Source organism: Streptomyces sp. SID12501, from assembly GCF_010550245.1.
Taxonomy (GTDB): domain Bacteria; phylum Actinomycetota; class Actinomycetes; order Streptomycetales; family Streptomycetaceae; genus Streptomyces.
On sequence record NZ_JAAGLU010000021.1, the window covers coordinates 163205 to 184499 of the forward strand.

A 21295-nucleotide genomic window follows, 5' to 3' on the forward strand; every position below is an offset into this window, starting at 1 on the left:
CTCCGCCGCGTGGGCGCGACCAGCCCCCACCGACCCGCAGAATCCCCACCACAGCCTCGCCCACAGTCCCGCCCCACCTGCCCCGCGAAACCCGCGGAGCGCCCCGTACAGTTCGGACATGACCGATCCGAACGCCACGTCGCGCCCCACCCAGGCCGTGGTCCTCGCCGGCGGCCAGGGCTCCCGGCTCCGCCCCTACACCGACGACCGGCCCAAGCCGATGGTCGAGATCCCCGGCACGGGGACGCCGATCATCGGCCATCAGCTCGTCTGGCTCGCCGAGGAGGGCGTGACGGACGTCGTGGTCAGCTGTGGCCATCTCGCCGAGGTCCTCCAGAAGTGGCTGGAGAGCGCCGATCTGCCGCTGAACGTCACGACGGTCGTCGAGACCGAGCCTCTCGGCCGTGGCGGCGGCCTCAAGTACGCCGCCGCGCACCTCCCCGCCCCGGAAAAGCCCTGGTACGCCACCAACGGCGACATCTGGACGCGTTTCTCGCTGCGCGACATGGCCGACTTCCATGCCGAGCGGGACGCCGTCGCGACCCTCGCGCTGGCCCGCCCCCGTCTGCCGTGGGGTGCCGTGCAGACGGACGGCTTCGGCCGCATCACGGACTTCATCGAGTCCCCTCCGTCGACCTTCGAGATCAACGCGGGCGTGTACGTCTTCTCCGCCGAGTTCGCCGCCCTGCTCCCTGAGCGCGGAGACCACGAGCGCACCACGTTCCCCCACCTGGCCCGCGAACTCCGCCTGGCCGGCTTCACGATCCCGCACGGCGCCTACTGGCGCGCGATCGACACGGCGAAGGACCTCACGGAGGCCGCGAAGGAGCTGGCGGCGCTGGGCCGTTGAGCCGTTGAGTCGGCGGGTCGCCAAAGGGCTTTGTGCGTAGGGCGGTTACGTCGGTGGGGTCCCGCACTGGGAAAGTGCGGGACCCCACCGACGTAACCGCCCTACGCAGGCGGGTTGTTGCTAGCCGAGGAGGCCGCCCACCAGCCCTGGCTGGCCCGTGGAGGAGCCGCCGGTGCTGCCGTCGCTGCCGCCTGTGCTGCCGCCCGTGGAGCCGCCGTTGGTGCCGCCCGGGGTGCCCGTGCCACCCGACGAGGACGGTCCGGCGGTGGTGCTGGGCGCCTGCTGGGTCGGGGTGGTCTGCTGCGGCGGGGCCTGGCCGGCACTGCCCTGGGTCTGGCTGGGCCGGCTTCCGGTGACGCTGCCGCTCTCGCGGGCCTCCTGAGGGGTGGTCGCGGCGTCGCCGGTGGTGGGGCTGGCCGAAGTGGCCTTCTGGGTCGGGGACTTGGTGGCCGCCGAGGGGCTCTTCGAGGCACGGCGCTCGCCGGACTGCTCCGGGAGCGGGGAGCCGGGGAGTTCGTTGCGCGGGGCCTCGCCGGGGCCGGGGACGACCACGCGGTCGGCGTCTCGGACGGCGCCGCCGAGGAGCGAGCCGATGAGGAGCGTGAGCCCGATGACGACGGCCGTGACGAGGGCGCCGCGGCGCAGGACGTAACTCCGCAGCTCCCAGATGTCCGTACGGGGGCCGAGTCGGCGCCAGGCGCTGCCGGCGAGGCGGCCGTCGATGGAGTAGACGGGGGCGCCGGCGATGATCAGCGGCGACCAGGCGGCCAGGTAGATGATGTCGGGGGCGTCGTAGACGGGGACGCTCTTCCAGCTGACGGTGACGAGCAGCGCGGCGGAGAGCAGCGCGCCGCCGACTGCGGCGACCCGCTGCCACAGGCCGAGGACCGTGAGGACCCCGACGATGACCTGGAGGAAGGCGATGACGAGTCCGGAGCCGACAGGGTGCTGGAGGGCGAACTGCCTCAGTGGCTCGGCGACTTCCCAGGGGTGAAGGGTGTTGAGCCACTTCATCATGGAGCCGCGTTTGCCGCCGTCGAAGTAGACGGGGTCGCAGAGCTTGCCCATGCCGGCGTAGATGGAGATGAAGCCGAGGAAGATGCGGAGCGGGAGCAGGACGACGCCGAGGTTCATCCGGCGGCCGGGGTAATAGGCGTGCCGTACGGGGTCGTTGGGGTGGCGTCTGGCGCCGGTGCGTCGTCCGTCGGCGTCCCGCTCGTAGGCGTCGTCGCCGTCGTAGCCGAACTCGCCGTCGTCGTAGCCGGATTGGCCGTACCCGGCCTCCTCGTACGCGCTGCCGGTGGTGCGCATGTTGGGGAGCAGGCGGTCGGAGCCGTGGGTGCGCTGGCTGCCGACGATGGGTGTCTCGACGGTCTGGTCGAGGGTGCTGCCGGCGTAGTCGAGTTCGTCGTCGATACGGGGGATGACCTGCGTCGCTCCGGCGTCGGTGGCCGGCGGCTGTTCGCCGTGGCGCACGCTGGAGCCCCGTACGGCCTGGAGCAGCCGGTGGGCGCCGGTGTCGTCGGGCGCCGACTTGCCGCTCCAGACGACGGGTGCCCGGCGTCGGACGGCCGTGGCGCCGCCGGCGCCTGCGACGGGGATGCGCGCCGTTTCCTCGGAGGCGCCGAGGTGCCGGGCGACGCGGGCGGACGGTGCCGCCCGCCGCGTCGAGGCCCCCAACTGCACGCGGAAACTCGCATGGTTGACGATGACCTGCGCCGGATCGCTCGGCACCTTCACCATGCTCAGCGCGGGAGCGTCGTCGTATCCCGACGAGCGGTCCCCCGTGGGTGTGAGGGGTGTTCTGGTGTCCACACTCATCTAACCGAGTGACGTGAGGTTAGGACACTGCTTTGACTTGGCGGATGTGTCCGGACCGCGTCAAGGTCACGTCACCCGCCCGGATTCCCCCGCACGGGTGACGTCGCGCACGCGTGTTCAGGCGCGTCGGCGGGCCGCTTCGTACAGCACGATCCCGGCGGCGACACCGGCGTTGAGGGACTCGGTGCCACCGGGCATCGGGATCCGTACGAGGTGGTCGCAGGTCTCCCCGACCAGCCGGGACAGGCCCTTGCCCTCGCTGCCGACGACGATGACGACGGGTCCGCCGAGGGCGGGCAGGTCGCCGAGTTCGGCGTTGCCGTCGGCGGCGAGCCCGACGACGACGATCCCGGCCTTCTGGTACGCCTCCAGGGTGCGCGTCAGATTGGTGGCGCGGGCGACGGGCGTACGGGCGGCGGCCCCTGCGGAGGTCTTCCAGGCGCCGGCGGTCATACCGGCCGCGCGCCGCTCGGGCACGACGACGCCGTGGCCGCCGAAGGCGGAGACGGAGCGGACGACGGCGCCGAGGTTGCGCGGGTCGGTGACACCGTCGAGGACGACGATGAGGGGGTCCACGCCGTTGTCGTAGGCGGCGTTGGCGAGGTCCTCGGGGTGGGCGTACACGTACGGCGGGACCTGGAGCACGAGCCCCTGGTGGTTGAGGCCGTTGGTCATCCGGTCGAGCTCGGGCCGGGGGGCTTCCATCAGGTGGATGCCGCCGCGCTCGGCGACGAGCTGGAGCGCTTCGCGCACGCGCTCGTCGTTGTCGATGAACTGCTGGACGTAGAGCGTGGTGGCGGGGACGCCCTCGCGCAGCGCCTCGACGACCGGGTTGCGCCCGACGACGAGTTCGGAGGTGGCCTTCCCGCCGCGCCCCTTGGATGCGGGCCGCCGCTGGATCTGCTTGGCCTTGGCATTGGCAATACGGTTCTTCTTGTGTTTTTTGCGCGCCTCGGCGGGCGGCGTCGGGCCCTTGCCCTCAAGGCCCCGGCGCCGCTGGCCGCCACTGCCGACCTGCGCGCCCTTCTTGCCGGACATGCGGCGGTTGTTAGCGGCCATGACCTACCTGTCTGTGTGTGGACGTGCGTGTGTACGTCTATGAGTGTGCCGCCCGGAAACCCGAGCGGCACAATCGATCAAGGAAATGCACGCATATAAGAGGAAATACTCAGCGCGGTCCGAGGGTCCAGCGCGGCCCCTGCGGGCCGTCCTCGATGACGAGGCCGGACTGGTTGAGCTGATCGCGGATGGCGTCCGCGGTCCCCCAGTCCTTACGCCCGCGGGCGGCCTCACGCTGGTCGAGGACGAGTCGTACGAGGCTGTCGACGACGCCGTGCAGGTCCTCGCCCCGGTCACCGGCCTCCCCGACCCAGTGCGGGTCGAGGGGGTCGAGGCCGAGGACGCCGAGCATGGCGCGCACCTCGGCGAGCCGGGCGACGGCGGCTTCCTTGTCGTCGGCGGCGAGGGCGGAGTTGCCCTGCCGGACGGTGGTGTGGACGACGGCGAGGGCCTGCGGCACGCCCAGGTCGTCGTCCATGGCCTCGGCGAAGGCGGGCGGCACCTCGGCGGCGGGCTCGACGACGCCCCCGGCCTTCTCGACGACGCGCTGCACGAACCCCTCGATCCGGGCGAACGCCGACTCGGCCTCGCGCAGGGCGTCGTCGCTGTACTCGATCATCGAGCGGTAGTGCGGGGTGCCGAGGTAGTAGCGCAGGACGATGGGCCGCCAGGCCTTGACCATCTCGCTGACCAGGACGGAGTTGCCGAGGGACTTCGACATCTTCTCGCCGCTCATGGTGACCCACGCGTTGTGCAGCCAGTACGACGCGAAGTCGTCGCCGAAGGCCTTGGCCTGGGCGATCTCGTTCTCGTGGTGGGGGAAGATCAGGTCGAGGCCGCCGCCGTGGATGTCGAAGGCGGTGCCCAGGTACTTGTGGGCCATGGCGGAGCACTCGAGGTGCCAGCCGGGCCGTCCCCGCCCCCAGGGCGTCTCCCACGTCGGCTCGCCGGGCTTGGCGGTCTTCCACATGGCGAAGTCACGGGAGTCGCGTTTGCCGGTCTCGCCGTCGCTGGAGGGCTGGAGCAGGTTGTCGAGTTCCTGGTTGGACAGCTGCAGATAGCCGGGGAAGGAGCGCACGTCGAAGTAGACGTTCCCGTCGGCCTCGTACGCGTGTCCGCGCTCGATGAGCCCGCGCATCATCTCGACCATCTCGGTCACGTGCCCGGTGGCACGCGGCTCGTAGGTCGGGGGCAGGCAGCCGAGGGCGGCGTAACCGTCGTTGAAGGCGCGCTCGTTCTCGAAACCGATGGACCACCAGGGGCGCTCCTGCTCGGCGGCCTTCCTGATGATCTTGTCGTCGATGTCGGTGACGTTGCGGATGAACGTGACGTCGTACCCGCGGTAGGTGAACCAGCGGCGCAGGATGTCGAAGTTGAGGCCGGACCGGATATGCCCGATGTGCGGGGCGGCCTGCACGGTGGCGCCACAGAGGTAGATCGAGACACAACCCGGCGTGAGCGGGGCGAAGTCACGAATCTGCCGGGCGCTGGTGTCGTACAGGCGAATGGTCACGGGACCAGGGTAGTGGCCTGCACCCGGTGCCTTGCGACCCTTGTGCACAAGGGCCACATATTCGTGACATTGCGCTGACGCCACCGGGGCCGCGCCCCCGGATCCCCCGCACCCTGAGTCATGTCAGCCCGTACGGGCGACCAGTGCCGTGGCCACCGCCATGAGCCCTTCCCCGCGTCCCGGAAAACCGAGCCCGTCCGTCGTCGCGCCGGAGACCGACACCGGCGCACCCACCGCTTCCGACAGCACCTTCTGCGCTTCCTCGCGCCGCTTGCCGATCTTCGGCCGGGGCCCCACCACCTGCACGGCGACGTTGCCGATGGTGAACCCCGCCGCCCGTACGATCCGTGCCGCCTCCGTCAGCAGCGTCACCCCGGATGCCCCGGACCACTCCGGGCGGCCGGTGCCGAAGTGCTGCCCGAGGTCGCCGAGGCCGGCCGCCGAGAACAGCGCGTTGCACGCGGCGTGGGCGACGACGTCCGCGTCGGAGTGACCGGCGAGGCCCGTCCCCTCGCCCTCCCACTTCAGGCCGGCGCACCACAGCTCCCGGCCCTCCTCGAAAGCGTGAATGTCGGTACCGATGCCGACCTGGGGCAGGAGCACCGGCCCCGACACCGAAGGTACGGAAGGCTCAGAAGCCATCGTTGAGCCTCCTGCGGGCCAGTACCGCTTCCGCCAGCACCAGATCGAGCGGCCTCGTCACCTTGAAGGCCTCCTCGTGGCCGGGCACGACCACGACCCGCAGGCCCAGTTGTTCGACCATGCTCGCGTCGTCGGTAACGTTGTCGGTGACCGTCTCGTGGGCCCGTACGAGGGTGTCGATCGCGAAACCCTGCGGTGTCTGGACCGCCCGCAGTCGTGCCCGCTCCGGCGTCGCCACCACCGGTTCCGGTTCCCCGGGCGTCGTGGCCGGCTCGACCTCCTTGACGGTGTCCGCGAGCGGCAGCGCCGGGACCACGGCCTGCGCACCCTCCCGTACGGCCTCGATCACCGCGTCGACGGTGTCCACCGGTACGAGCGGGCGGGCGGCGTCGTGTACGAGGACGATGTCGATGCCGGGCGGCAGCGCGTCCAGGCCGAGCTTCACCGACTCCTGCCTGGTCTCGCCGCCGGGTACGACGAGGAAGTCCGTGCGTTCGGGCAGCGAGTGGGCGTCGAGGAGGGTCTTCACCTCGGCGGCGCCGTCCGGCGGGGCCACGACGACGACCAGCGAGACGGCGCGGGACGCGGCCATCGCGCGTACCGCGTGGACGAGCATGGGCGTGCCGTTCAGCGCTCGAAGCGCTTTGGGGGCGCCCGGGCCGAGGCGTACGCCCCGGCCGGCGGCCGGAATCACCGCGGCCGTACGTGCCCCGGGCGGTGCGGGGCGCGATTCGTCAGACATCGGTTCCTGTCAGGTTTGTGTGCCGAGCCCTCGTGGGTATGGCCTGGAGGAGTGCCGGGCGCGAGCCTCGATCGGACCCTTCCGTGACATCCGGTCGAGCCTGCTCCGGGCCCGGCACCAAGTATCAGTACTTCAGTGCTACTGGCAGACCGCGGAGAAACTGTGACCGCGGGGAATCCACTGCCCGTAGGAATCCGTTGATGGTGCCAGTGCGTCAGTTGCGTCAAATGGTGTCTCGGATACGCGGCAGAACATCCGGGCACGAACATGCCGCAGCGCCCGGCGACATTGGATACGTCATCGGGCACCGCGGCATTTCAATTGCGCTGCTGAGCTGAGTGAGCCGGCTTTTCAGGGCCTGCGTTCAGATCAGAGTCAGGACGCGAGCACCTCGTCGAGCAGTGCCTCGGCCTTGTCCTCGTTCGTGTTCTCCGCCAGCGCGAGCTCACTCACCAGGATCTGGCGAGCCTTGGCGAGCATGCGCTTCTCACCGGCGGACAGTCCGCGCTCACGCTCACGACGCCACAGGTCACGGACGACTTCCGCGACCTTGATGACATCGCCGGAGGCGAGCTTCTCGAGATTTGCCTTGTAACGACGCGACCAGTTCGTGGGCTCCTCGGCATACGGAGCGCGCAGGACCTCGAAGACCCGGTCCAGCCCTTCCTGACCAACCACATCACGTACGCCGACGAACTCCGCATTGTCCGCCGGCACGCGTACCGTCAGGTCACCCTGGGCGACCTTCAGCACCAAGTAGATCTTGTCCACGCCTTTGATCTGGCGAGTTTCGATAGCCTCGATCAGCGCGGCCCCGTGATGGGGATAGACCACGGTGTCGCCAACCTTGAACGTCATGTGACAGGTACCCCTTCCGTGGCTATCCAGGGTAACACGGAAACGACGGCTTCTGAATGACGTTTTCGCAGGTCAGGGCACATCTCGGGGCTTGACAACTGCAACAGGAACGTGCTTCGACAGGGTCCCGGAGGCGAGGGCGGCGGGGGTATTCGCAGGTCGGAGCGGCTCTCCGAACGAAGTGAAACCCGGGCGTTACACGCACCCGGACACCCCACCAGGCGACCAAACATCCACTTATGTCCACTTCCAGGTGTGCGACTTCCGCTACTCCGTTCGGTGAGCGGAGTCGGGCACGGGGCGAATCCGGAATTGATCACGGTGGCCGATGTCCGGACCGATGTCCGGTCGATGTCCGTAGACGGCCAAGCGGATGATCTACAGGTGATCCGGCGGTGATCTATTTCCGGATGCGCTCATTCCTTCACCGGAAATCCGCAAGCCCCCGCGATGGCACTTATGTGAATGTCGAAGTGGCTCATGAGGCACCCGCCTTCTTCTGAGGCGACACCTCCGACCCGCCCCTAGAGGCGGGTCGGGTGCAGCGGTGCGGGAACGGCTCGGTAACCTAAGGCCGCTGACAGTCACTTAGGGCCGCTTTACAAGGAGCTGCCCGTGCGTTCCAAGGAGTTGCAGGCGCCGTGAGCAGCAGCCTTCGACGCGGCGCCCTCGCCGCATCCGCCCTCGCGTTCTCGGTCGCCACGCTCGCCGGGTGCGCAGCCGGAAACAACGCCCAGACGCTGGAGGTCAAGCCGGACAACGCGGCCACGACCGTCGGCGACATCAAGCTGCAGAACGTCGTCGTCATCACCCCGTCGGAGCTGGAGTCGACCGGCCCGGCCGCCGTCTCCGCGACGGTGTTCAACACCGGCGACACCGCCCAGACGCTGGAGTCGATCACCGTCCCCGGCACCGGCAAGACCGCCGAGCTGAAGCCCGCCGAGGGCAAGGACCTGAGCATCCCGGCCGGCGGTTCGCTCGTCATCGGGGGCAAGAACAACGCCTCCGCCGTGCTGCCGAGCAGCCGCGAGGCGATCCAGGACGGCAACGCGCAGAAGATCACCTTCGTGTTCAGCAAGACCGGTGACGTGAGCCTGCGCGCGTTCGTCGTCCCGGCCGAGGGCTTCTACGCCTCGTGGGGCGCGACCGAGGTCCCGGAGACACCGGCGGACGTCGCCGCCTCGCCCTCCGCCTCCACCTCGGGCGAGCCGGCGACGTCGGCTTCCCCGAGCACGTCCGAAGAGGCCGGGGCGCCCGCCGACGGGGCCTCCCCGAGCACCTCGGCGACGACCGGTCAGTAGGTAAGAGCGTGTCCGACGGCCGACAGGCCCTCGGACACGCGCGCGTACGCCGAAGGGCGGGACCTCTCCAGGAGGTCCCGCCCTTTCGACATGCACGCGTACGTGTGCGGGTCGGTTTACGGCTCGAACTTGTATCCGAGACCGCGGACCGTCACCAGGTACCTGGGCGCGCCCGGGTCCGGCTCGATCTTGGCGCGCAGGCGCTTGACGTGGACGTCGAGGGTCTTGGTGTCGCCCACGTAGTCGGCGCCCCAGACCCGGTCGATGAGCTGCATACGGGTCAGTACGCGGCCGGCGTTGCGCAGCAGCATCTCCAGCAGGTCGAACTCCTTGAGCGGGAGGTCGATCTTGGCACCGGAGACGGTGACCACGTGGCGGTCCACGTCCATCCGGACCGGGCCGGCCTCCAGCGCGGCCGGGCTGACCTCCTCGGGCTCGCCCCGGCGGCGCAGGACGGCGCGGATGCGTGCGACCAGTTCGCGGGAGGAGAAGGGCTTGGTGACGTAGTCGTCGGCCCCTATCTCCAGGCCGACGACCTTGTCGATCTCGCTGTCCTTGGCGGTGACCATGATCACCGGGACGTTGGACTTGACGCGCAGCTGACGGCAGACCTCCGTGCCGGGCAGGCCCGGCAGCATCAGGTCGAGCAGGACGAGGTCGGCGCCGTTGCGCTCGAACTCGTCGAGTCCGTCGGGGCCGGTGGCCGCGATGGCGACCTCGAAGCCCTCCTTGCGGAGCATGTACGAAAGGGCGTCGGAGAAGGATTCCTCATCCTCGACGACGAGCACTCGGGTCACGGATGGACCTCCGGGGCGTGAAGCGGATCGTAAGGGGATGTACCGGTGGTCCGGTCGGCCACTTCGCCGGGGTCGGACGGTCCGTCCCCGGATGCGGGGTCGGAGTCTGGGAGTGACTCGGGGTGTGAGTCATGGTCGTACAGGTGCGGCCGGTTCGCGCGGGCTCGGCGGCCGGTGGCCGCCTCCGGCAGCCGCAGGGTGAAGGTGGAGCCCTGGCCCTCGGAGCTCCACACCGTGACCTCCCCGCCGTGCGAGGCGGCCACGTGCTTGACGATCGCCAGCCCGAGGCCCGTACCGCCGGTGGCGCGGGAGCGGGCCGGGTCGACGCGGTAGAAGCGCTCGAAGATGCGTTCCTTGTCCTTGTCGGAGATGCCTATGCCCTGGTCGGTCACGGCGACCTCGATCAGGTCACCGCCCGGCGCGTTCACCTGGCGGGCCGCTATGCCGACGCGGGTGGTGGAGGGCGAGTAGTTGACGGCGTTCTCGACGAGGTTGCCGAGGGCGGCGGCGAGCTGGCCGCGGTTGCCCCAGACGCGCAGGTCGGCGGTGCCGCCGGCGGCCATGGTGATCTGTTTGGCGCCGGCCTGGTGGCGGCAGCGGTCGACGGCCTCGGCGACGAGTTCGTCGACGCGGACCGGTTCGGCGTCCTCCAGCGGGTCGTCGTTCTGCACCCGGGAGAGGTCGATGAGTTCCTGGACGAGGCTGGTCAGCCGGGTGGCCTCGATCTGCATGCGGCCGGCGAAGCGTTCGACGGCCTCCGGGTCGTCCGAGGCGCCCATGACGGCCTCGGAGAGGAGGGAGAGGGCGCCGGTGGGGGTCTTGAGCTCGTGGCTGACGTTCGCGACGAAGTCGCGCCGTACGGCCTCGATGCGCCGGGCCTCGGTGAGGTCCTCGACGAGGAGGAGTACGAGCCGTGAGCCGAGCGGGGCGACGCGGGCGGAGACCGCGAGGGCCTCGCCGCGTCCGGTGCCGCGCCTGGGGAGGTCCAGCTCGACCTGGCGTATCTCGCCGTCGCGCCGGGTGTCGCGGGCCATCTGGAGCATCGGCTCCACCGAGAGCTTTCCGCCGCGGACCAGTCCGAGGGCGTACGCCGCCGAGCTGGCCTTGACGACGGCGTCGGCCTCGTCGAGTACGACGGCCGAGGAGCGCAGCACGGACAGCACCGTGTCGACGCCGGGCGGCAGTACGGGGTCGGTGTGCAGGGAGGTTCGGGTGGGGCGTCTCTGGTCGCGCTCGCTCCAGCGGAACGCCAGCATGGCGATGACGCCGGTGAGCACCCCGGCGATCGCTGCCGCTGCGGCGACCGCCGCGTTCACGTCCATGCAGCCAGGTTAGGCATGGGATGCGTCCCGGCCACAGCCAAGAGAGTGCGACCTCGAACACTCGTCGCCCAGAGTTCACCTTGGAGCCAGTATTGGTTCATTTGTCGGGGCGGAAAAGGACGCGTGCGGGGCCGAACGTGGGAGCGTGGGGGTCACGGGGCCCGCTGTTCGCCCCCGAACGGACGTCAAGAGAGGGACACCTGATGCGTGACGCGTACCACGAGGAACTTGACTCGATCGGCGATAGTCTGGTCGAGATGGCCCGACTTGTCGGGTCGGCGATCGGGCGTGCCACGACGGCGATCCTGGACTCCGACCTGAAGCTGGCCGAAAGTGTCATCGAGGCCGACGCCAGGGTCGACGAGCTCCAGCACGACCTGGAGGGCCGCGCCATAGCGCTGCTGGCCCGCCAGCAGCCGGTGGCCACCGACCTGCGGATCGTTGTCACGTCGCTGCGGATGAGCGCCGACCTCGAGCGCTCGGGCGACCTCGCCCAGCACGTCGCCAAGCTGGCCCGGCTGCGTTTCCCGGAGCGCGCGGTCCCGAGCGACCTGCACGCCACGATCCTGGAGATGGGCCAGCTCGCGCAGCGCCTGATGGCGAAGGCGGCCGAGGTCATCATCACCAAGGACGTCGACCTGGCGATGCAGCTGGAGACGGACGACGACGAGATGGACCTGCTGCACCGCACGCTCTTCCGGCACCTGATGGAGGACCGCTGGAAGCACGGCATCGAGACGGCGGTCGACGTCACGCTGCTGGGCCGCTACTACGAGCGCTTCGCGGACCACGCGGTGTCGGTCGCCAAGCGTGTGGTGTTCCTCGTGACGGGCGAGCACGCGGACGAGCTGCAGCAGGACGTGCAGCCGCCCACCGGGGCCGAGGGCGCGTAAGCCTCCGGTCGGCTCCGCGGCGGGGGCGCGCGGGGCCGGCCCTCGCGCCGCCGAGGTGTCCGCGAGCCTCTGTGCGCCGTTGATGCGCCCGACGGGAGGGGCATGCAATGGGGAGAAGGCACCCGTCTCCAGGATCCAGGCTCCAGGAGGGCCCCATGGCCGAGACCCCCAGCACGCCCGACCCGACGCAGACACGCGAGACGCAACAGCCCGCCGAGATCAAGAACCTGCCCCTGTTCGGCGCCTGCGGCTGCGGCTCCGGCTGCGGGTGCGGGTGTCAGTCGGGCAACCCCTGCCAGTGCGGCTGACGGCGTATCACCAGCCGCACCACTGAGTCCGTGAGGACCCTGTCTCCCGTTGTGGAGATGGGGTCCTTTTGTGTGAGGTTTGTGTGCGGCGGGGCAGTCCGCCCCGGTCCGGGGCGGTGGAGGACGGCCTCGGCGGTCGCTGAACGGGCATACTCTTCACAGCAGTTGACGCTCAGGTGCTGTCCATGCACAGCAGGCACCCTGTTGCCATCTCGTTAACCAGCACTTCTTGACGTCACGTGCTGCAGCCGCGTTGGCTTCCGTATCTGTATCTGGGTTCGTCCTGCTGTTCCCCGCTTGGAAGGCACCTGCCGTGAACGCTCGTACCCCTCGTCGGACCGCCGTGCGCCGTACGGCCATCGCGGTGACGGCCGCCGCCTCGGCCTTCTCGCTCGCCGCGTGCGGTGTGATCGACAGCGCCAGTGGCAGCAGCGGCTCCGCGGCGCCCAAGAAGGGCGACGACATCACTGTGGGGCTTCTGCTTCCCGACAAGAAGACGAAGCGCTTCGAGAAGTTCGACTACCCGCTGTTCAAGAAGCAGGTCCTCGCCATCACCAACGGCAAGGGCAAGGTCCTCTACGCCAACGCCGAGGCGGACAAGGCCAAGCAGAACCGGCAGCTCGAAGAGATGATCGCCGAGAAGGTGGACGTCCTCGTGGTGGACGCGATCGACGCCAAGACCATCGCGTCGGCCATCGAGAAGGCCAAGGACGCGGACATACCGGTCATCGCGTACGACCGGCTCGCGGAGGGTCCGATCGACGCGTACGTCTCGCACGACAACGAACTCGTCGGTGAGGTGCAGGGCCGCTCGGTCATCGAGGCCCTCGGCGCCAAGTCCGCGAACAGCAAGATCGTGATGATCAACGGCTCGCTCACGGACCCGAACGCGGCGTTGTTCAAGGACGGCGCGATGACCGAGCTCCAGGGCAAGGTCCAGGTCGCGGCGTCGTACAACACCAAGGACTGGCTGCCCGAGGTCGCCAAGGCCAACATGGAGGCGGCGATCAGGGCCGTCGGGCTGAACAACATCGACGCCGTCTACTCGGCGAACGACGGCATGGCCGGCGCGGTCATCGACGCGCTGAAGGAGGCGGGTGCCTCGAAGATCCCGCCGGTGACCGGGCAGGACGCGGACCTGGCGGCGGTGCAGCGGATCGTCTCGGGCGAGCAGTACATGAGCGTATACAAGTCGTTCATCCTGGAGGCCAACAACGCCGCGTCCATCGCGGTGGCCAAGGTCCAGGGCCGCGGGATCGAGTTCGACGCGCTGACCCGCGACAGCGTCGACAGCCCGACGACGAAGAGCATCCCGTCGCAGCTGGTACCGGTGGTGGCCCTCACGCAGGAAAACATCAAGGACACCGTGATCCAGGACGGCATCTACACCATCCAGGACATCTGCACCCCGCAGTACGCGGCGGCCTGCGCGGAGATCGGCCTCAAGTAGCCGCCGGGGGCCGCCTGCCGGGTCGCTGGGTCGCCGGGACCGTGGTGCGGGCGGAGGATGGAGAGCAGGCGAACCGTCCGAAGCGGGAAGCGCGACCGGATCAGGGATAGGAGGTGCGACGCCATGCCCCAGTTCATGGACGTCCACCACGGCATGGAAGGCATCACCGCCGACCAGCTGAACCAGGCCCACCAGGCCGACCTGGACATCGAGAAGGACGAGGGAGTCCACTTCGAGAAGGCCTGGGCGGATCCCGCCTCCGGCACGGTCTACTGCCTCTCGGAGGCCCCCTCGGCGGAAGCGGTCCGGCGTATCCACGAACGCGCCGGTCACCCGGCGGACGAGGTCCACCCGGTTCCGCTGACGGTCTGAGGAGGTCCCCTGCCCGCCGGTGTCGCGGGCAGGGGACGGGCACTACTTCATCGGGTCCGGGCTCACTTCACATCGACGTAGTCGGTCCAGCCGGCCGCGGGCATGGTGAGGTTCGTGCCCTCGAAGGTGTAGCGGTACGCGCCGTCCGCGGCCGCCTGCACGGTGGCCGTGGCCCAGCCGTTCCGGTCGGTCTTGACCTTCTTCAGCGTCTTGAAGGGGCCGCTCGTGCCCTTGCGGTACTGGAGCAGCAGCTGGTGCCCGACGAGGGGGACGTTCTTGTTCGTCTCCCAGCTGGCGACGGTCATCTGGGCCTTGACCGTGAGGTTCTTGCCCTTGGTCACCGGCTCCGGGCCGGCGTCGGTCTGAGACATGTAGGTCGTGCGCTTGACGCGGGCGAAGGATGTGAGGTCGGTGAGGCCGTCCCCGCGGGTGACGTTGCCTTCGCCGTCGGTGGCCACGAAGCTCAGGTACCAGAGACCGGCGAGGGCGTTGCTGTGGAGGTTGACCTTCGGGTTGGCCGTCAGCAGGGCCTCGCACCAGGAGGTGATCTCGTTGGTCTTGTGGCAGTGGGCGCCCGCGGTAATGACCGCGTCGGGCTTCTCCGCGTCGTCTCCGCGCCTCAGCTCGATCGACACGCTCTTGACGCCGGACGGGTCGCTGAGCGTCGCGGAGATCGGGATCAGTCTCTTCGTCGCGGCGTCGACGCCAACGGTGTAGTCCTGCCAGTCGTGGTTGACATCGATGTTCGAGAACGTCGTGGCCGAGTCGTCCTGGTCGGCCCCGGACGCCGGGGCGGCGAGAGCGGTGACGGCCAGAGCGACGCTGACGGCAGCGGCGGTAGCGGTGGCGACAGTGGCGCGTATGCGCATGGTGTGGTTTCCCCCTGCGTTTGATGAGGCTGTTGGTGCCTTCACCCGCGTCAGACACACGGGACGCCTGAGGGGTTGTGCTCTGAGGGGCCACGGAGGTCCCACGGCCGCGAAAATGCCCCTGAGTCGCGCCGTATGCGCAGCTCAGAGGCATGATCGCTATTCCTACTTCTTCTTGCCCTGGGTCTGGCGGGCCCGCTTTTCGGCCCTGGTCAGAGAGGTGCAAACCTCAACTGACCTGCGGTCTAGCCGTTCTTGTCGGTCGTTGTTGGTCGTTGTCGAGCGACCTCGGACGGCCCACAGACGGCCCCACAAGACCAGCGTTCAGGCTTCGTCGGCAGGGGCGCCCACGTGCAGCGGCGCGTCTGGATACGTGAGCGTCGATGCGGCGCGCTGGGCAAGCCACCCCGAGCGGCGATGTGCCGGCCGTTCCGTGCGAAGGTGCTCGAAGCCCATTCGCTCGTAGTACGAGTGAAGGCCCTCATTGGTGCGCCATGTGTCGATGCGGACCCAGGAACGCCCCTCAAGGGCCGCAACCTTGGATGCCCAATCGACAATCCGACCACCGAGGTGTCGGCCCTTCGCTGCTCGCGAAACGATGAGCTTGTAGAGGTAGAAGGCGGATTCAGGCTTGTCCTCGTCGCGCCAGAAGTCACGGTCAACCGGCCCACGGCTGACCGTGGCGATGATCGCCCCGGAGCTGTCAACGACCGTCCACGCGCGCCCGTCATCGATGGCCTGATGCCACTTCTCGATCGCCCGACCGCCCGTTTCCGGGTCGCTCCATTGGTCCGTGCCCTTGTCCTTCAGCCACCCTTCCGCCTCAGTGCGGAGCGCCATGAGCGCGGGCACATCGGACGGACGTGCAGGGCGCAGGTACTCAGTTGGTGTCGACTTCATAGAGGATCTTGTGCCTGTCTCCGGGGAGGATTGTGACCATGCATCGAAGGGGCTTCCCGTCGGAGTCGTAACCGGTCCGGGTGTGTTCAGCGACGGGTGTTGCCGCAGGTAGGGCAAGCCTCTCCGCTTCCTTCCTAGTAGGCATACGTACTGCGATTTCGTCGCGGTATTTGACCTGGACCAAACCCACAGAGGCCAGTACGCCGCCGGGCGCGGCCACGTCTCGCGGGTCCATGAGCAGAGTGCCCGCCACCAGCTCCTGCGGGAAGTAGGAGTCAGCTAGGGCGTACGGCCGGTTGTCAATGAAGCGCACGCGCTGCCGGAGCACGACCAGACCGCCCTCCGCGATGTTCAGCGCCTCCCCCACGTGTGCGGGCGGTTGAACGATCGAGACGCTGATCTCTTGCCGAGGGGTCTTGCCCTCCGCCGTTACGACGCTGGCCCATTGGTCCCCCGCAGTCTTGCCCTCCACTGCATTGGCGTGGCGGCTGCGGCTTTCGAGCGTGGACCAGTTCCAGACCACAGGGGGGTAGTCCTCGCGGACGTACTTGCCCTGCCCCTGGCCGGTCACCACGAGCCCTTCATCGACCAGGGCACGCACTCCAGCGCGCACGGTTTCACGGCTGTAGCCGTACTCCTTCATCATCTGGGACTCGCTCGGAAGCGGGTCGCCCGGCGTCAGTGAGCCGCTTTCAATCCGTTCACGCAGGTCAGCAGCAATCTCCTGCGCCTTTGTCATCCCTCGCCGCACGGTGACCCTCCTACGTAATTTCCAACTCCTCCGTACAAGTTAGACCAGGGGGCTTGACCTTCCAACCCCAGGGTGTGCAAACTCATCTCGCGGCACTCCTCCAGACAAGCTGTACGGGGTGTCACGTACAACGTTCTGCCCGACTGCAAGTGCTCGGTGAGTACCCGTGAAGACGGGAGCCCCTGATCGCGGGGTTACCAGGCTCACCGGAGCGGCCGTTCTTTGAGAACTGAACAGTGTGTTGATTCGACGGGGTGTGAGTCCCTGTCCCCGCAACGGCCCGGGTGATGGCCGCCGGCGGTCACTTTCTTGCGTGCTGGCTCTGGGAAACAGCCGTGGGGATCATCCCTCCATCACTGGAGGTCAACCCCTCGGGGGCTACCCGGTACGCGCCGCCCTGCTGGCGTCAGAGCAGTGACGATGACGCGCCCGACTTGACCGGCTCGGGACCGGCCTGCCCCGCAAGGGCGGACCGGTGAAGCCGTTTTCCCTTCCCACTGAGGGAGGTCGGTGTGAACCGACGACATACCCCGGCCCCGCCGCACGGACCGAGCGACGGCGCCGTACATCCCCGGTCCACCCCCGATTCCGCAGCGCACTGACGCGGCGGCCGGCTGCCTCTCCGACCCGTCCGCCCCTCGGTCCGCCGAGGTCGTACGGGTCGGAGCGCGGGGAGTCGCGCAAGCTCCGTTCGCCAATCGAAAGGACGACCGGATGCGCCGGTACAGGAACCTTCCGCACCCGAATGACGACCAGGTCGGCACGGACGTCCGGTACGAGGGCGAGTGGCACCGGATCACGGGCGTGGGCGGCAGCTACTTCAGCTTGGTCCGCCTTCGCGACGGCTACCCCCACAGCGCCCTCGTCAACGACGTCAACGGTCACAACGACCGCCGCTGACGCAATCCCCTTCCCCACCCCCACCCTTCACACGGCAAGCGCCCCCGGTGCTCTAACACCGAGGGCGCGATTCGGGCCGTACCAACCTGCTAGGGAGACCACGACCCATGAAGCACATCGTCACTGTTCAGGATGCTGTTACCGCGTTCGCCGACTGGATGGAGCCGACGGCCGTCGAGCTGGACGCCATCGACCGCGAGATGCCGCTGATCCTCGCGCAGGTCGACCTGCTGGACGCGCAGATCACCACGATGGACCGCACCCCGACCGAGCTGGACGTACGGCGTATCCGCCGGGCCCGCCGCCGGGTGCTCACCGCCGGCCGCGAGCTGGCGAACACGACCGCGCCCCTGCCGGGGGTGGGTGCGTGATGGGCCGCCAGTTCAAGGACATGCAGACGCCTGAGCAGCAGTACGCGGCGGGACGGGCGGGGGAGCTGCGTCAGCGGGCCGACGCGCTGTCCGGGCAGGCCCGGCAGATGTCGGGCCGTATCGGACGCACCGCCTACTCCAACCGTGGTCAGCGTCAGCGGGCTGTGGATGCGGTCCGGGCGACCGCGACCAGGGCCGATGCGCTGCGTGAGCAGGCCGACTCCATGGCGCCTGCGCCGAGGAAGCGGCGGTGGTTTCGGTGAACCTCAACCGCACAGGCCGCGCCGCCCTCGTGCTGGCCCTGGTCGCGGTCGTCGCGATGGCGTTCCGTGTCTCGTGGAACGCGCTGCGGGACATCGCGCGCACGGTCGGTGCGGATGACACCGCCGCGACCCTCTACCCGTTCGTGGTCGACGGTTTGATGGCGCTGGCTCTGGTCGCCACCCTCGTGCTCGCCGATGACGATCGGAAGTTCGCGTTGCGGGTGCTGGGCACCTACACGCTCGCCTCGCTGGTCCTCAACTACGTCCATGGTCTCGTTCCCGAGCTGCACGGCGCCACGGTCGACTGGGGACGGCTCGCCGACTGGGACCCCGCCAACTGGGCTCTTGTGCTGTTGGCGACGTCGCTTCCGGTCGGGTCGATCTACTTCGGATCCGATCTGGTCGCCAAGGTGCTGCACCACCACCCGGCCACGGTCCCGGACCCGATTCCGGCCCTGCACACGAATGCGGAGGAATCGACCGAGACCATCGGTTATCGGTCTACCCCTGACCTGCCCGAATCGACCCCGCCGCCCGCCCTTCCGGCTGCGGTACGGGTGCCCGATCCGGTCGCGGTCGACGTGCTGAAGTCGACCGCGGAACTCAAGCCGCCGCCTACCGCCCCGGTCCCCGTCAACCCGATCGTACGGAGTGCGGTGGCGGCTGAGTCGGTCCGTGCGCGTCGGGCGACCGGTCGGGTTCCCGCCGTCGCCCGCCCCACCCGATCCAGGCGCACACCCGATCAACTCCTGTCCGAGGCACGAAAGGTGACGGCCGATTGGCCGGACGCCAAACTCACCGCCGAAGGCATCCGCCTCGCGGTACACACCTCGCCGGTCAACGCCCGAATGCTGCGCGACACGCTGCGTGCCGAGCGGGCCGCTACGGCAGGCGGCTGATGTCCGCCGCCTACGGCAAGTGCTTCGACCCCACCGGCGCCCGCTACGGCATCCCCACCTACCCATGGAAGTTCGCCCCGGACGATGAACAGTTCGCCACCCGCCGCCAGTTACGGGCGCGGGGCTTGCGTCCGGGGGGCCAGCCGATAGCGGCGCAGGTCATGCGCGTCAACCGGCGTGCCGGCACGGTCCGCGTCGCCTACCTCTACCGCATCGACCGCGCGCTTCCGGTGCGGCCGATGACCTCCCGGAAGTGGGGTGCGCTCGCTCTCGCGATGCTGGCCCGCCGCACCTGCCCCAACTGCCAGGTCATCTACAGCTACTGCATGCCGACCTCGCTCGGCATGTGCGTGCTGTGCGCCTACCCCGACCCGACCCCGAACGGGAGTTGACCGTGTCCAAATCCGAGATCCGCCGTATCGACCGCGAGATCCACAAGGCCGCCGTCAAGCTGGCAGCGGTCAAGCGCGGCGAGTCGTGGCCGCTCAACGGTGCCGAGCGCCGGGCCATGGCCCGCGCCACCATCGGCGGCTCCTACAAGGTCGTCCGGGGCAAGAGCACTGCCCGCGCGGAGCAGCAGATCGACACCACCACCTCGAACGCGGAGATGCGGCTGACCGCCGAACTGGCCGCCCTGCACGGCGAGAAGCAGCGTCTGATCACCGAGGCCGCCCGCGAGAAGGCGGCGAAGAAGTCGTCGGGGTGGTGGTGAGCATGTTTCGCACCAACGGCAGGGCGCCCGTCCTGGTCGCGCACTTTCACTGCCCGGACTGCGGGCCGCTGGTGTTCGGCGTGACACGGGCCGTATGCGGCCAGGTGATCCCCCCTCAAGTCGTCGGTAACGGCCCGCACCGCAACTGCCCGGCATGCAAGGCCGCACTCCGCACCCACAAGACCAGCCACCGCCGCTGACCCCCCTTTTTTGGGCGTCGGCCTCCGCCAGGCCGGCGCCCCGCTCGTCTTCCCGCCCCGGTCCGGGGCAGTCAGGAGCCTTTCCCTCATGGGTGACAACCTCGTTCACCTGCACAAGAACACCACCCCGCCCCTCGACCCGTCGGCCGATCCGGCCACCGTGACCACACTGACCGTGGTCCCCGACCCCGCCCCGGCCCTACCCGTGCCGTTGTGGGTGCGCTCCGGACGCGCAGTCACAACCGCCGTCACGCACGAGAACACCAAGAGCGCTGCCCGTGCGGTGGCGCGGCACAGTCTCTACACGTTCAACGGGGGCCGGATCGTGGCCCGTCGCACCTGGGACGGCAAGACCGGGGCCCGTTACGAGCGCATGATCCGCACAGCCGAAGCCGCCGGGAACCTGGAAGCGGCTGAGGAGTGGGAGGAGCGTTTGCAGCGCTTCCGCCAGGCACGCCACCACCGCCGCATGGACCTGCTCCACTCGCCCGTGGAGGCCGCCAAGGGCCTTGCGGTCGGTACCGGAGTGAGCATCGGGGTCCTGGTCGCGCTCGGGGTGGTCATGGCGATCAACAACCACGACATCGGCGACGTCATCACCCCGCTGAAAGCCACCATTGAGTTCATCGGCCTGCTGATCCGAATCGTGCAGGTCACATGGGGTACCGCTGTGATCGTCGGTCCGTTGCTCGCGCTGTTCGCGCTGTGGGCGGTCGGCAGCAAGCAGCAGGCCGCACCCGCGTGGGCGCTGCCCGCCAACGTCCGCAGCAGTGAGGGTGAGCCGGTCACCCCGTCCATCGTCGTCAAGGCCCTGCGTGACCTCGGAGTACCCGCACTGCGAGGCGCCATCAAAGAGATGGGCGACGCCGGCGCGTCCATGCTGGGTCCGATCCGCATTGCCGGATGCGGTGTGGAAGTCGACGTCACGCTTCCCTCGGGGGTCTCCACGATCGAAGTGCAGAACCGGCGCCGCAAGCTCGCCGAGAACCTCACCCGGCACGAGCACGAAGTGTTCATCACCATCCCGCAAGCGGCCCGCACGGTCCGTCTGTGGGTGGCCGACTCCGGGGCCCTGGACGAGCCGATCGGGCCGTCTCCGCTGGTCACGGACGCCACGATGACTGCCGACTACACCAAGGGCAAGGCGCCGTGGGGGCAGGACCTGCGCGGCGACATGGCGGCACTGAGCGTGTATCAGCGCCACCTCCTGATCACGGGGTTGTCGAACCAGGGCAAGACCGTCGCCCTGCGCTCCCTGGCGCTGTGGCTCGCGTTGGACAAGTCGGTTCAGTTCTGGATCGGGGACCTCAAGGGCATCGGCGACTGGAAGATGTTCTACGGGCTCGCCACTGTGCTGATCCAGGGGCCGACCGATGACCACGTGATCCAGGTGACCGAGATGGTTGAGCGGGCGGTGGAGGAGATGAACCGTCGTATCCAGGCCCCGCCCGGAACGGTGTTCCCCGCCCTGATCGTGATCGTGGACGAAGCACAGATGGCGT

25 protein-coding genes are annotated in these 21295 nt (G+C 69.0%); 14 read left to right on the forward strand and 11 right to left on the reverse strand.

What is annotated here, in order from left to right:
- Window positions 1-118 precede the first annotated feature (118 nt).
- Window positions 119-850, forward strand: a complete 732-nt coding sequence (locus G3I71_RS25460) for a nucleotidyltransferase family protein (protein ID WP_164317597.1) — start codon at window positions 119-121, stop codon at window positions 848-850.
- Window positions 851-970: 120 nt separating this feature from the next.
- On the opposite strand, the gene G3I71_RS25465 is transcribed toward G3I71_RS25460, so the two are convergent.
- The 6 genes from G3I71_RS25465 to G3I71_RS25490 all read right to left on the reverse strand — a co-directional run bounded on the left by G3I71_RS25465 (window position 971) and on the right by G3I71_RS25490 (window position 7485).
- Window positions 971-2665 carry a DoxX family protein gene (locus G3I71_RS25465; protein ID WP_164317670.1) on the reverse strand — a complete coding sequence of 565 codons (1695 nt, stop codon included), beginning with the start codon at window positions 2663-2665 and terminating at the stop codon, window positions 971-973.
- Window positions 2666-2788: 123 nt separating this feature from the next.
- Window positions 2789-3730: a 23S rRNA (guanosine(2251)-2'-O)-methyltransferase RlmB gene (rlmB, locus tag G3I71_RS25470; protein WP_164317599.1), complete on the reverse strand. Its 942-nt coding sequence runs from the start codon at window positions 3728-3730 to the stop codon at window positions 2789-2791.
- Window positions 3731-3839: 109 nt separating this feature from the next.
- Complete coding sequence (gene cysS, locus G3I71_RS25475) at window positions 3840-5243, reverse strand: cysteine--tRNA ligase (RefSeq protein WP_164317601.1); 1404 nt, start codon at window positions 5241-5243, stop codon at window positions 3840-3842.
- A gap of 123 nt (window positions 5244-5366) precedes the next feature.
- Window positions 5367-5885, reverse strand: a complete 519-nt coding sequence (ispF, locus tag G3I71_RS25480) for a 2-C-methyl-D-erythritol 2,4-cyclodiphosphate synthase (RefSeq protein ID WP_164317603.1) — start codon at window positions 5883-5885, stop codon at window positions 5367-5369.
- Window positions 5875-6627 carry a 2-C-methyl-D-erythritol 4-phosphate cytidylyltransferase gene (ispD, locus tag G3I71_RS25485; RefSeq protein ID WP_164317605.1) on the reverse strand — a complete coding sequence of 251 codons (753 nt, stop codon included), beginning with the start codon at window positions 6625-6627 and terminating at the stop codon, window positions 5875-5877. The genes ispF and ispD overlap by 11 nt, the downstream gene beginning before the upstream one ends.
- 375 nt (window positions 6628-7002) lie before the next feature.
- The gene (locus tag G3I71_RS25490) at window positions 7003-7485 is read right to left on the reverse strand and encodes a CarD family transcriptional regulator (protein ID WP_164317607.1); all 483 of its coding nucleotides are present in this window, start codon (window positions 7483-7485) and stop codon (window positions 7003-7005) included.
- Window positions 7486-8126: 641 nt separating this feature from the next.
- Between G3I71_RS25490 and G3I71_RS25500 the strand changes: the two genes are divergently transcribed.
- The gene (locus tag G3I71_RS25500) at window positions 8127-8786 is read left to right on the forward strand and encodes a copper chaperone PCu(A)C (protein WP_164317609.1); all 660 of its coding nucleotides are present in this window, start codon (window positions 8127-8129) and stop codon (window positions 8784-8786) included.
- A gap of 116 nt (window positions 8787-8902) precedes the next feature.
- On the opposite strand, the gene G3I71_RS25505 is transcribed toward G3I71_RS25500, so the two are convergent.
- Window positions 8903-9583, reverse strand: coding sequence for a response regulator transcription factor (locus G3I71_RS25505; RefSeq protein WP_164317610.1), 681 nt, complete (start codon window positions 9581-9583; stop codon window positions 8903-8905).
- Entirely contained in the window at window positions 9580-10905 is a 1326-nt protein-coding gene (locus tag G3I71_RS25510; protein WP_164317612.1) for a cell wall metabolism sensor histidine kinase WalK, read from the reverse strand. Before G3I71_RS25510 ends, G3I71_RS25505 begins: the two co-directional genes overlap by 4 nt.
- A gap of 203 nt (window positions 10906-11108) precedes the next feature.
- On the opposite strand from G3I71_RS25510, the gene phoU reads away from it, so the two are divergent.
- The 4 genes from phoU to G3I71_RS25525 all read left to right on the forward strand — a co-directional run bounded on the left by phoU (window position 11109) and on the right by G3I71_RS25525 (window position 13928).
- Window positions 11109-11798 (forward strand): phosphate signaling complex protein PhoU, encoded by a 690-nt coding sequence (gene phoU, locus G3I71_RS25515; protein WP_164317614.1) that lies wholly within the window; start codon window positions 11109-11111, stop codon window positions 11796-11798.
- A gap of 155 nt (window positions 11799-11953) precedes the next feature.
- Window positions 11954-12106 carry a hypothetical protein gene (locus tag G3I71_RS50395; protein ID WP_203731285.1) on the forward strand — a complete coding sequence of 51 codons (153 nt, stop codon included), beginning with the start codon at window positions 11954-11956 and terminating at the stop codon, window positions 12104-12106.
- A 313-nt stretch (window positions 12107-12419) separates the two neighbouring features.
- Window positions 12420-13556, forward strand: coding sequence for a substrate-binding domain-containing protein (locus tag G3I71_RS25520; protein WP_343243077.1), 1137 nt, complete (start codon window positions 12420-12422; stop codon window positions 13554-13556).
- A 123-nt stretch (window positions 13557-13679) separates the two neighbouring features.
- Window positions 13680-13928, forward strand: a complete 249-nt coding sequence (locus G3I71_RS25525) for an SCO4226 family nickel-binding protein (RefSeq protein WP_164317616.1) — start codon at window positions 13680-13682, stop codon at window positions 13926-13928.
- Window positions 13929-13990: 62 nt separating this feature from the next.
- Here G3I71_RS25525 and G3I71_RS25530 read toward each other — a convergent pair whose 3' ends face one another.
- From G3I71_RS25530 to G3I71_RS25540, 3 genes are all read right to left on the reverse strand, one after another.
- Window positions 13991-14797 (reverse strand): hypothetical protein, encoded by an 807-nt coding sequence (locus tag G3I71_RS25530; RefSeq protein WP_164317618.1) that lies wholly within the window; start codon window positions 14795-14797, stop codon window positions 13991-13993.
- A 324-nt stretch (window positions 14798-15121) separates the two neighbouring features.
- Window positions 15122-15697, reverse strand: coding sequence for a GNAT family N-acetyltransferase (locus G3I71_RS25535; protein ID WP_164317620.1), 576 nt, complete (start codon window positions 15695-15697; stop codon window positions 15122-15124).
- A complete protein-coding gene (locus G3I71_RS25540; RefSeq protein ID WP_164317622.1) occupies window positions 15678-16436 on the reverse strand; it encodes a GntR family transcriptional regulator in 759 nt (252 codons plus the stop codon). Before G3I71_RS25540 ends, G3I71_RS25535 begins: the two co-directional genes overlap by 20 nt.
- A gap of 726 nt (window positions 16437-17162) precedes the next feature.
- Between G3I71_RS25540 and G3I71_RS25545 the strand changes: the two genes are divergently transcribed.
- The 8 genes from G3I71_RS25545 to G3I71_RS25580 all read left to right on the forward strand — a co-directional run.
- Window positions 17163-17348, forward strand: a complete 186-nt coding sequence (locus tag G3I71_RS25545; protein WP_006375610.1) for a hypothetical protein — start codon at window positions 17163-17165, stop codon at window positions 17346-17348.
- A 107-nt stretch (window positions 17349-17455) separates the two neighbouring features.
- Window positions 17456-17719 (forward strand): DUF6284 family protein, encoded by a 264-nt coding sequence (locus G3I71_RS25550; protein WP_164317624.1) that lies wholly within the window; start codon window positions 17456-17458, stop codon window positions 17717-17719.
- Window positions 17719-17982, forward strand: a complete 264-nt coding sequence (locus G3I71_RS25555; protein WP_164317625.1) for a hypothetical protein — start codon at window positions 17719-17721, stop codon at window positions 17980-17982. The genes G3I71_RS25550 and G3I71_RS25555 overlap by 1 nt, the downstream gene beginning before the upstream one ends.
- Window positions 17979-18881 carry a DUF2637 domain-containing protein gene (locus G3I71_RS25560; RefSeq protein ID WP_164317674.1) on the forward strand — a complete coding sequence of 301 codons (903 nt, stop codon included), beginning with the start codon at window positions 17979-17981 and terminating at the stop codon, window positions 18879-18881. The genes G3I71_RS25555 and G3I71_RS25560 overlap by 4 nt, the downstream gene beginning before the upstream one ends.
- Window positions 18881-19273, forward strand: coding sequence for an RRQRL motif-containing zinc-binding protein (locus G3I71_RS25565; protein WP_164317628.1), 393 nt, complete (start codon window positions 18881-18883; stop codon window positions 19271-19273). Before G3I71_RS25560 ends, G3I71_RS25565 begins: the two co-directional genes overlap by 1 nt.
- Before the next feature lie 2 nt (window positions 19274-19275).
- Window positions 19276-19593, forward strand: a complete 318-nt coding sequence (locus tag G3I71_RS25570; RefSeq protein WP_164317630.1) for a hypothetical protein — start codon at window positions 19276-19278, stop codon at window positions 19591-19593.
- A 2-nt stretch (window positions 19594-19595) separates the two neighbouring features.
- Entirely contained in the window at window positions 19596-19793 is a 198-nt protein-coding gene (locus G3I71_RS25575; protein ID WP_164317632.1) for a hypothetical protein, read from the forward strand.
- 88 nt (window positions 19794-19881) lie between these two features.
- A partial coding sequence (locus G3I71_RS25580; RefSeq protein ID WP_164317634.1) for an FtsK/SpoIIIE domain-containing protein occupies window positions 19882-21295 on the forward strand: 1414 nt, incomplete at its 3' end.

Bases quoted from the DNA above. Each gene is read 5' to 3' on its own strand.
- G3I71_RS25460 (WP_164317597.1), top strand. From the start codon at position 119: ATGACCGATCCGAACGCCACGTCGCGCCCCACCCAGGCCGTGGTCCTC.
- rlmB (WP_164317599.1), bottom strand. From the start codon at position 3,730: ATGGCCGCTAACAACCGCCGCATGTCCGGCAAGAAGGGCGCGCAGGTC.
- ispF (WP_164317603.1), bottom strand. From the start codon at position 5,885: ATGGCTTCTGAGCCTTCCGTACCTTCGGTGTCGGGGCCGGTGCTCCTG.
- ispD (WP_164317605.1), bottom strand. From the start codon at position 6,627: ATGTCTGACGAATCGCGCCCCGCACCGCCCGGGGCACGTACGGCCGCG.
- G3I71_RS25490 (WP_164317607.1), bottom strand. From the start codon at position 7,485: ATGACGTTCAAGGTTGGCGACACCGTGGTCTATCCCCATCACGGGGCC.
- G3I71_RS25510 (WP_164317612.1), bottom strand. From the start codon at position 10,905: ATGGACGTGAACGCGGCGGTCGCCGCAGCGGCAGCGATCGCCGGGGTG.
- phoU (WP_164317614.1), top strand. From the start codon at position 11,109: ATGCGTGACGCGTACCACGAGGAACTTGACTCGATCGGCGATAGTCTG.
- G3I71_RS50395 (WP_203731285.1), top strand. From the start codon at position 11,954: ATGGCCGAGACCCCCAGCACGCCCGACCCGACGCAGACACGCGAGACG.
- G3I71_RS25525 (WP_164317616.1), top strand. From the start codon at position 13,680: ATGCCCCAGTTCATGGACGTCCACCACGGCATGGAAGGCATCACCGCC.
- G3I71_RS25530 (WP_164317618.1), bottom strand. From the start codon at position 14,797: ATGCGCATACGCGCCACTGTCGCCACCGCTACCGCCGCTGCCGTCAGC.
- G3I71_RS25535 (WP_164317620.1), bottom strand. From the start codon at position 15,697: ATGAAGTCGACACCAACTGAGTACCTGCGCCCTGCACGTCCGTCCGAT.
- G3I71_RS25540 (WP_164317622.1), bottom strand. From the start codon at position 16,436: ATGACAAAGGCGCAGGAGATTGCTGCTGACCTGCGTGAACGGATTGAA.
- G3I71_RS25545 (WP_006375610.1), top strand. From the start codon at position 17,163: ATGCGCCGGTACAGGAACCTTCCGCACCCGAATGACGACCAGGTCGGC.
- G3I71_RS25550 (WP_164317624.1), top strand. From the start codon at position 17,456: ATGAAGCACATCGTCACTGTTCAGGATGCTGTTACCGCGTTCGCCGAC.
- G3I71_RS25555 (WP_164317625.1), top strand. From the start codon at position 17,719: ATGGGCCGCCAGTTCAAGGACATGCAGACGCCTGAGCAGCAGTACGCG.
- G3I71_RS25565 (WP_164317628.1), top strand. From the start codon at position 18,881: ATGTCCGCCGCCTACGGCAAGTGCTTCGACCCCACCGGCGCCCGCTAC.
- G3I71_RS25575 (WP_164317632.1), top strand. From the start codon at position 19,596: ATGTTTCGCACCAACGGCAGGGCGCCCGTCCTGGTCGCGCACTTTCAC.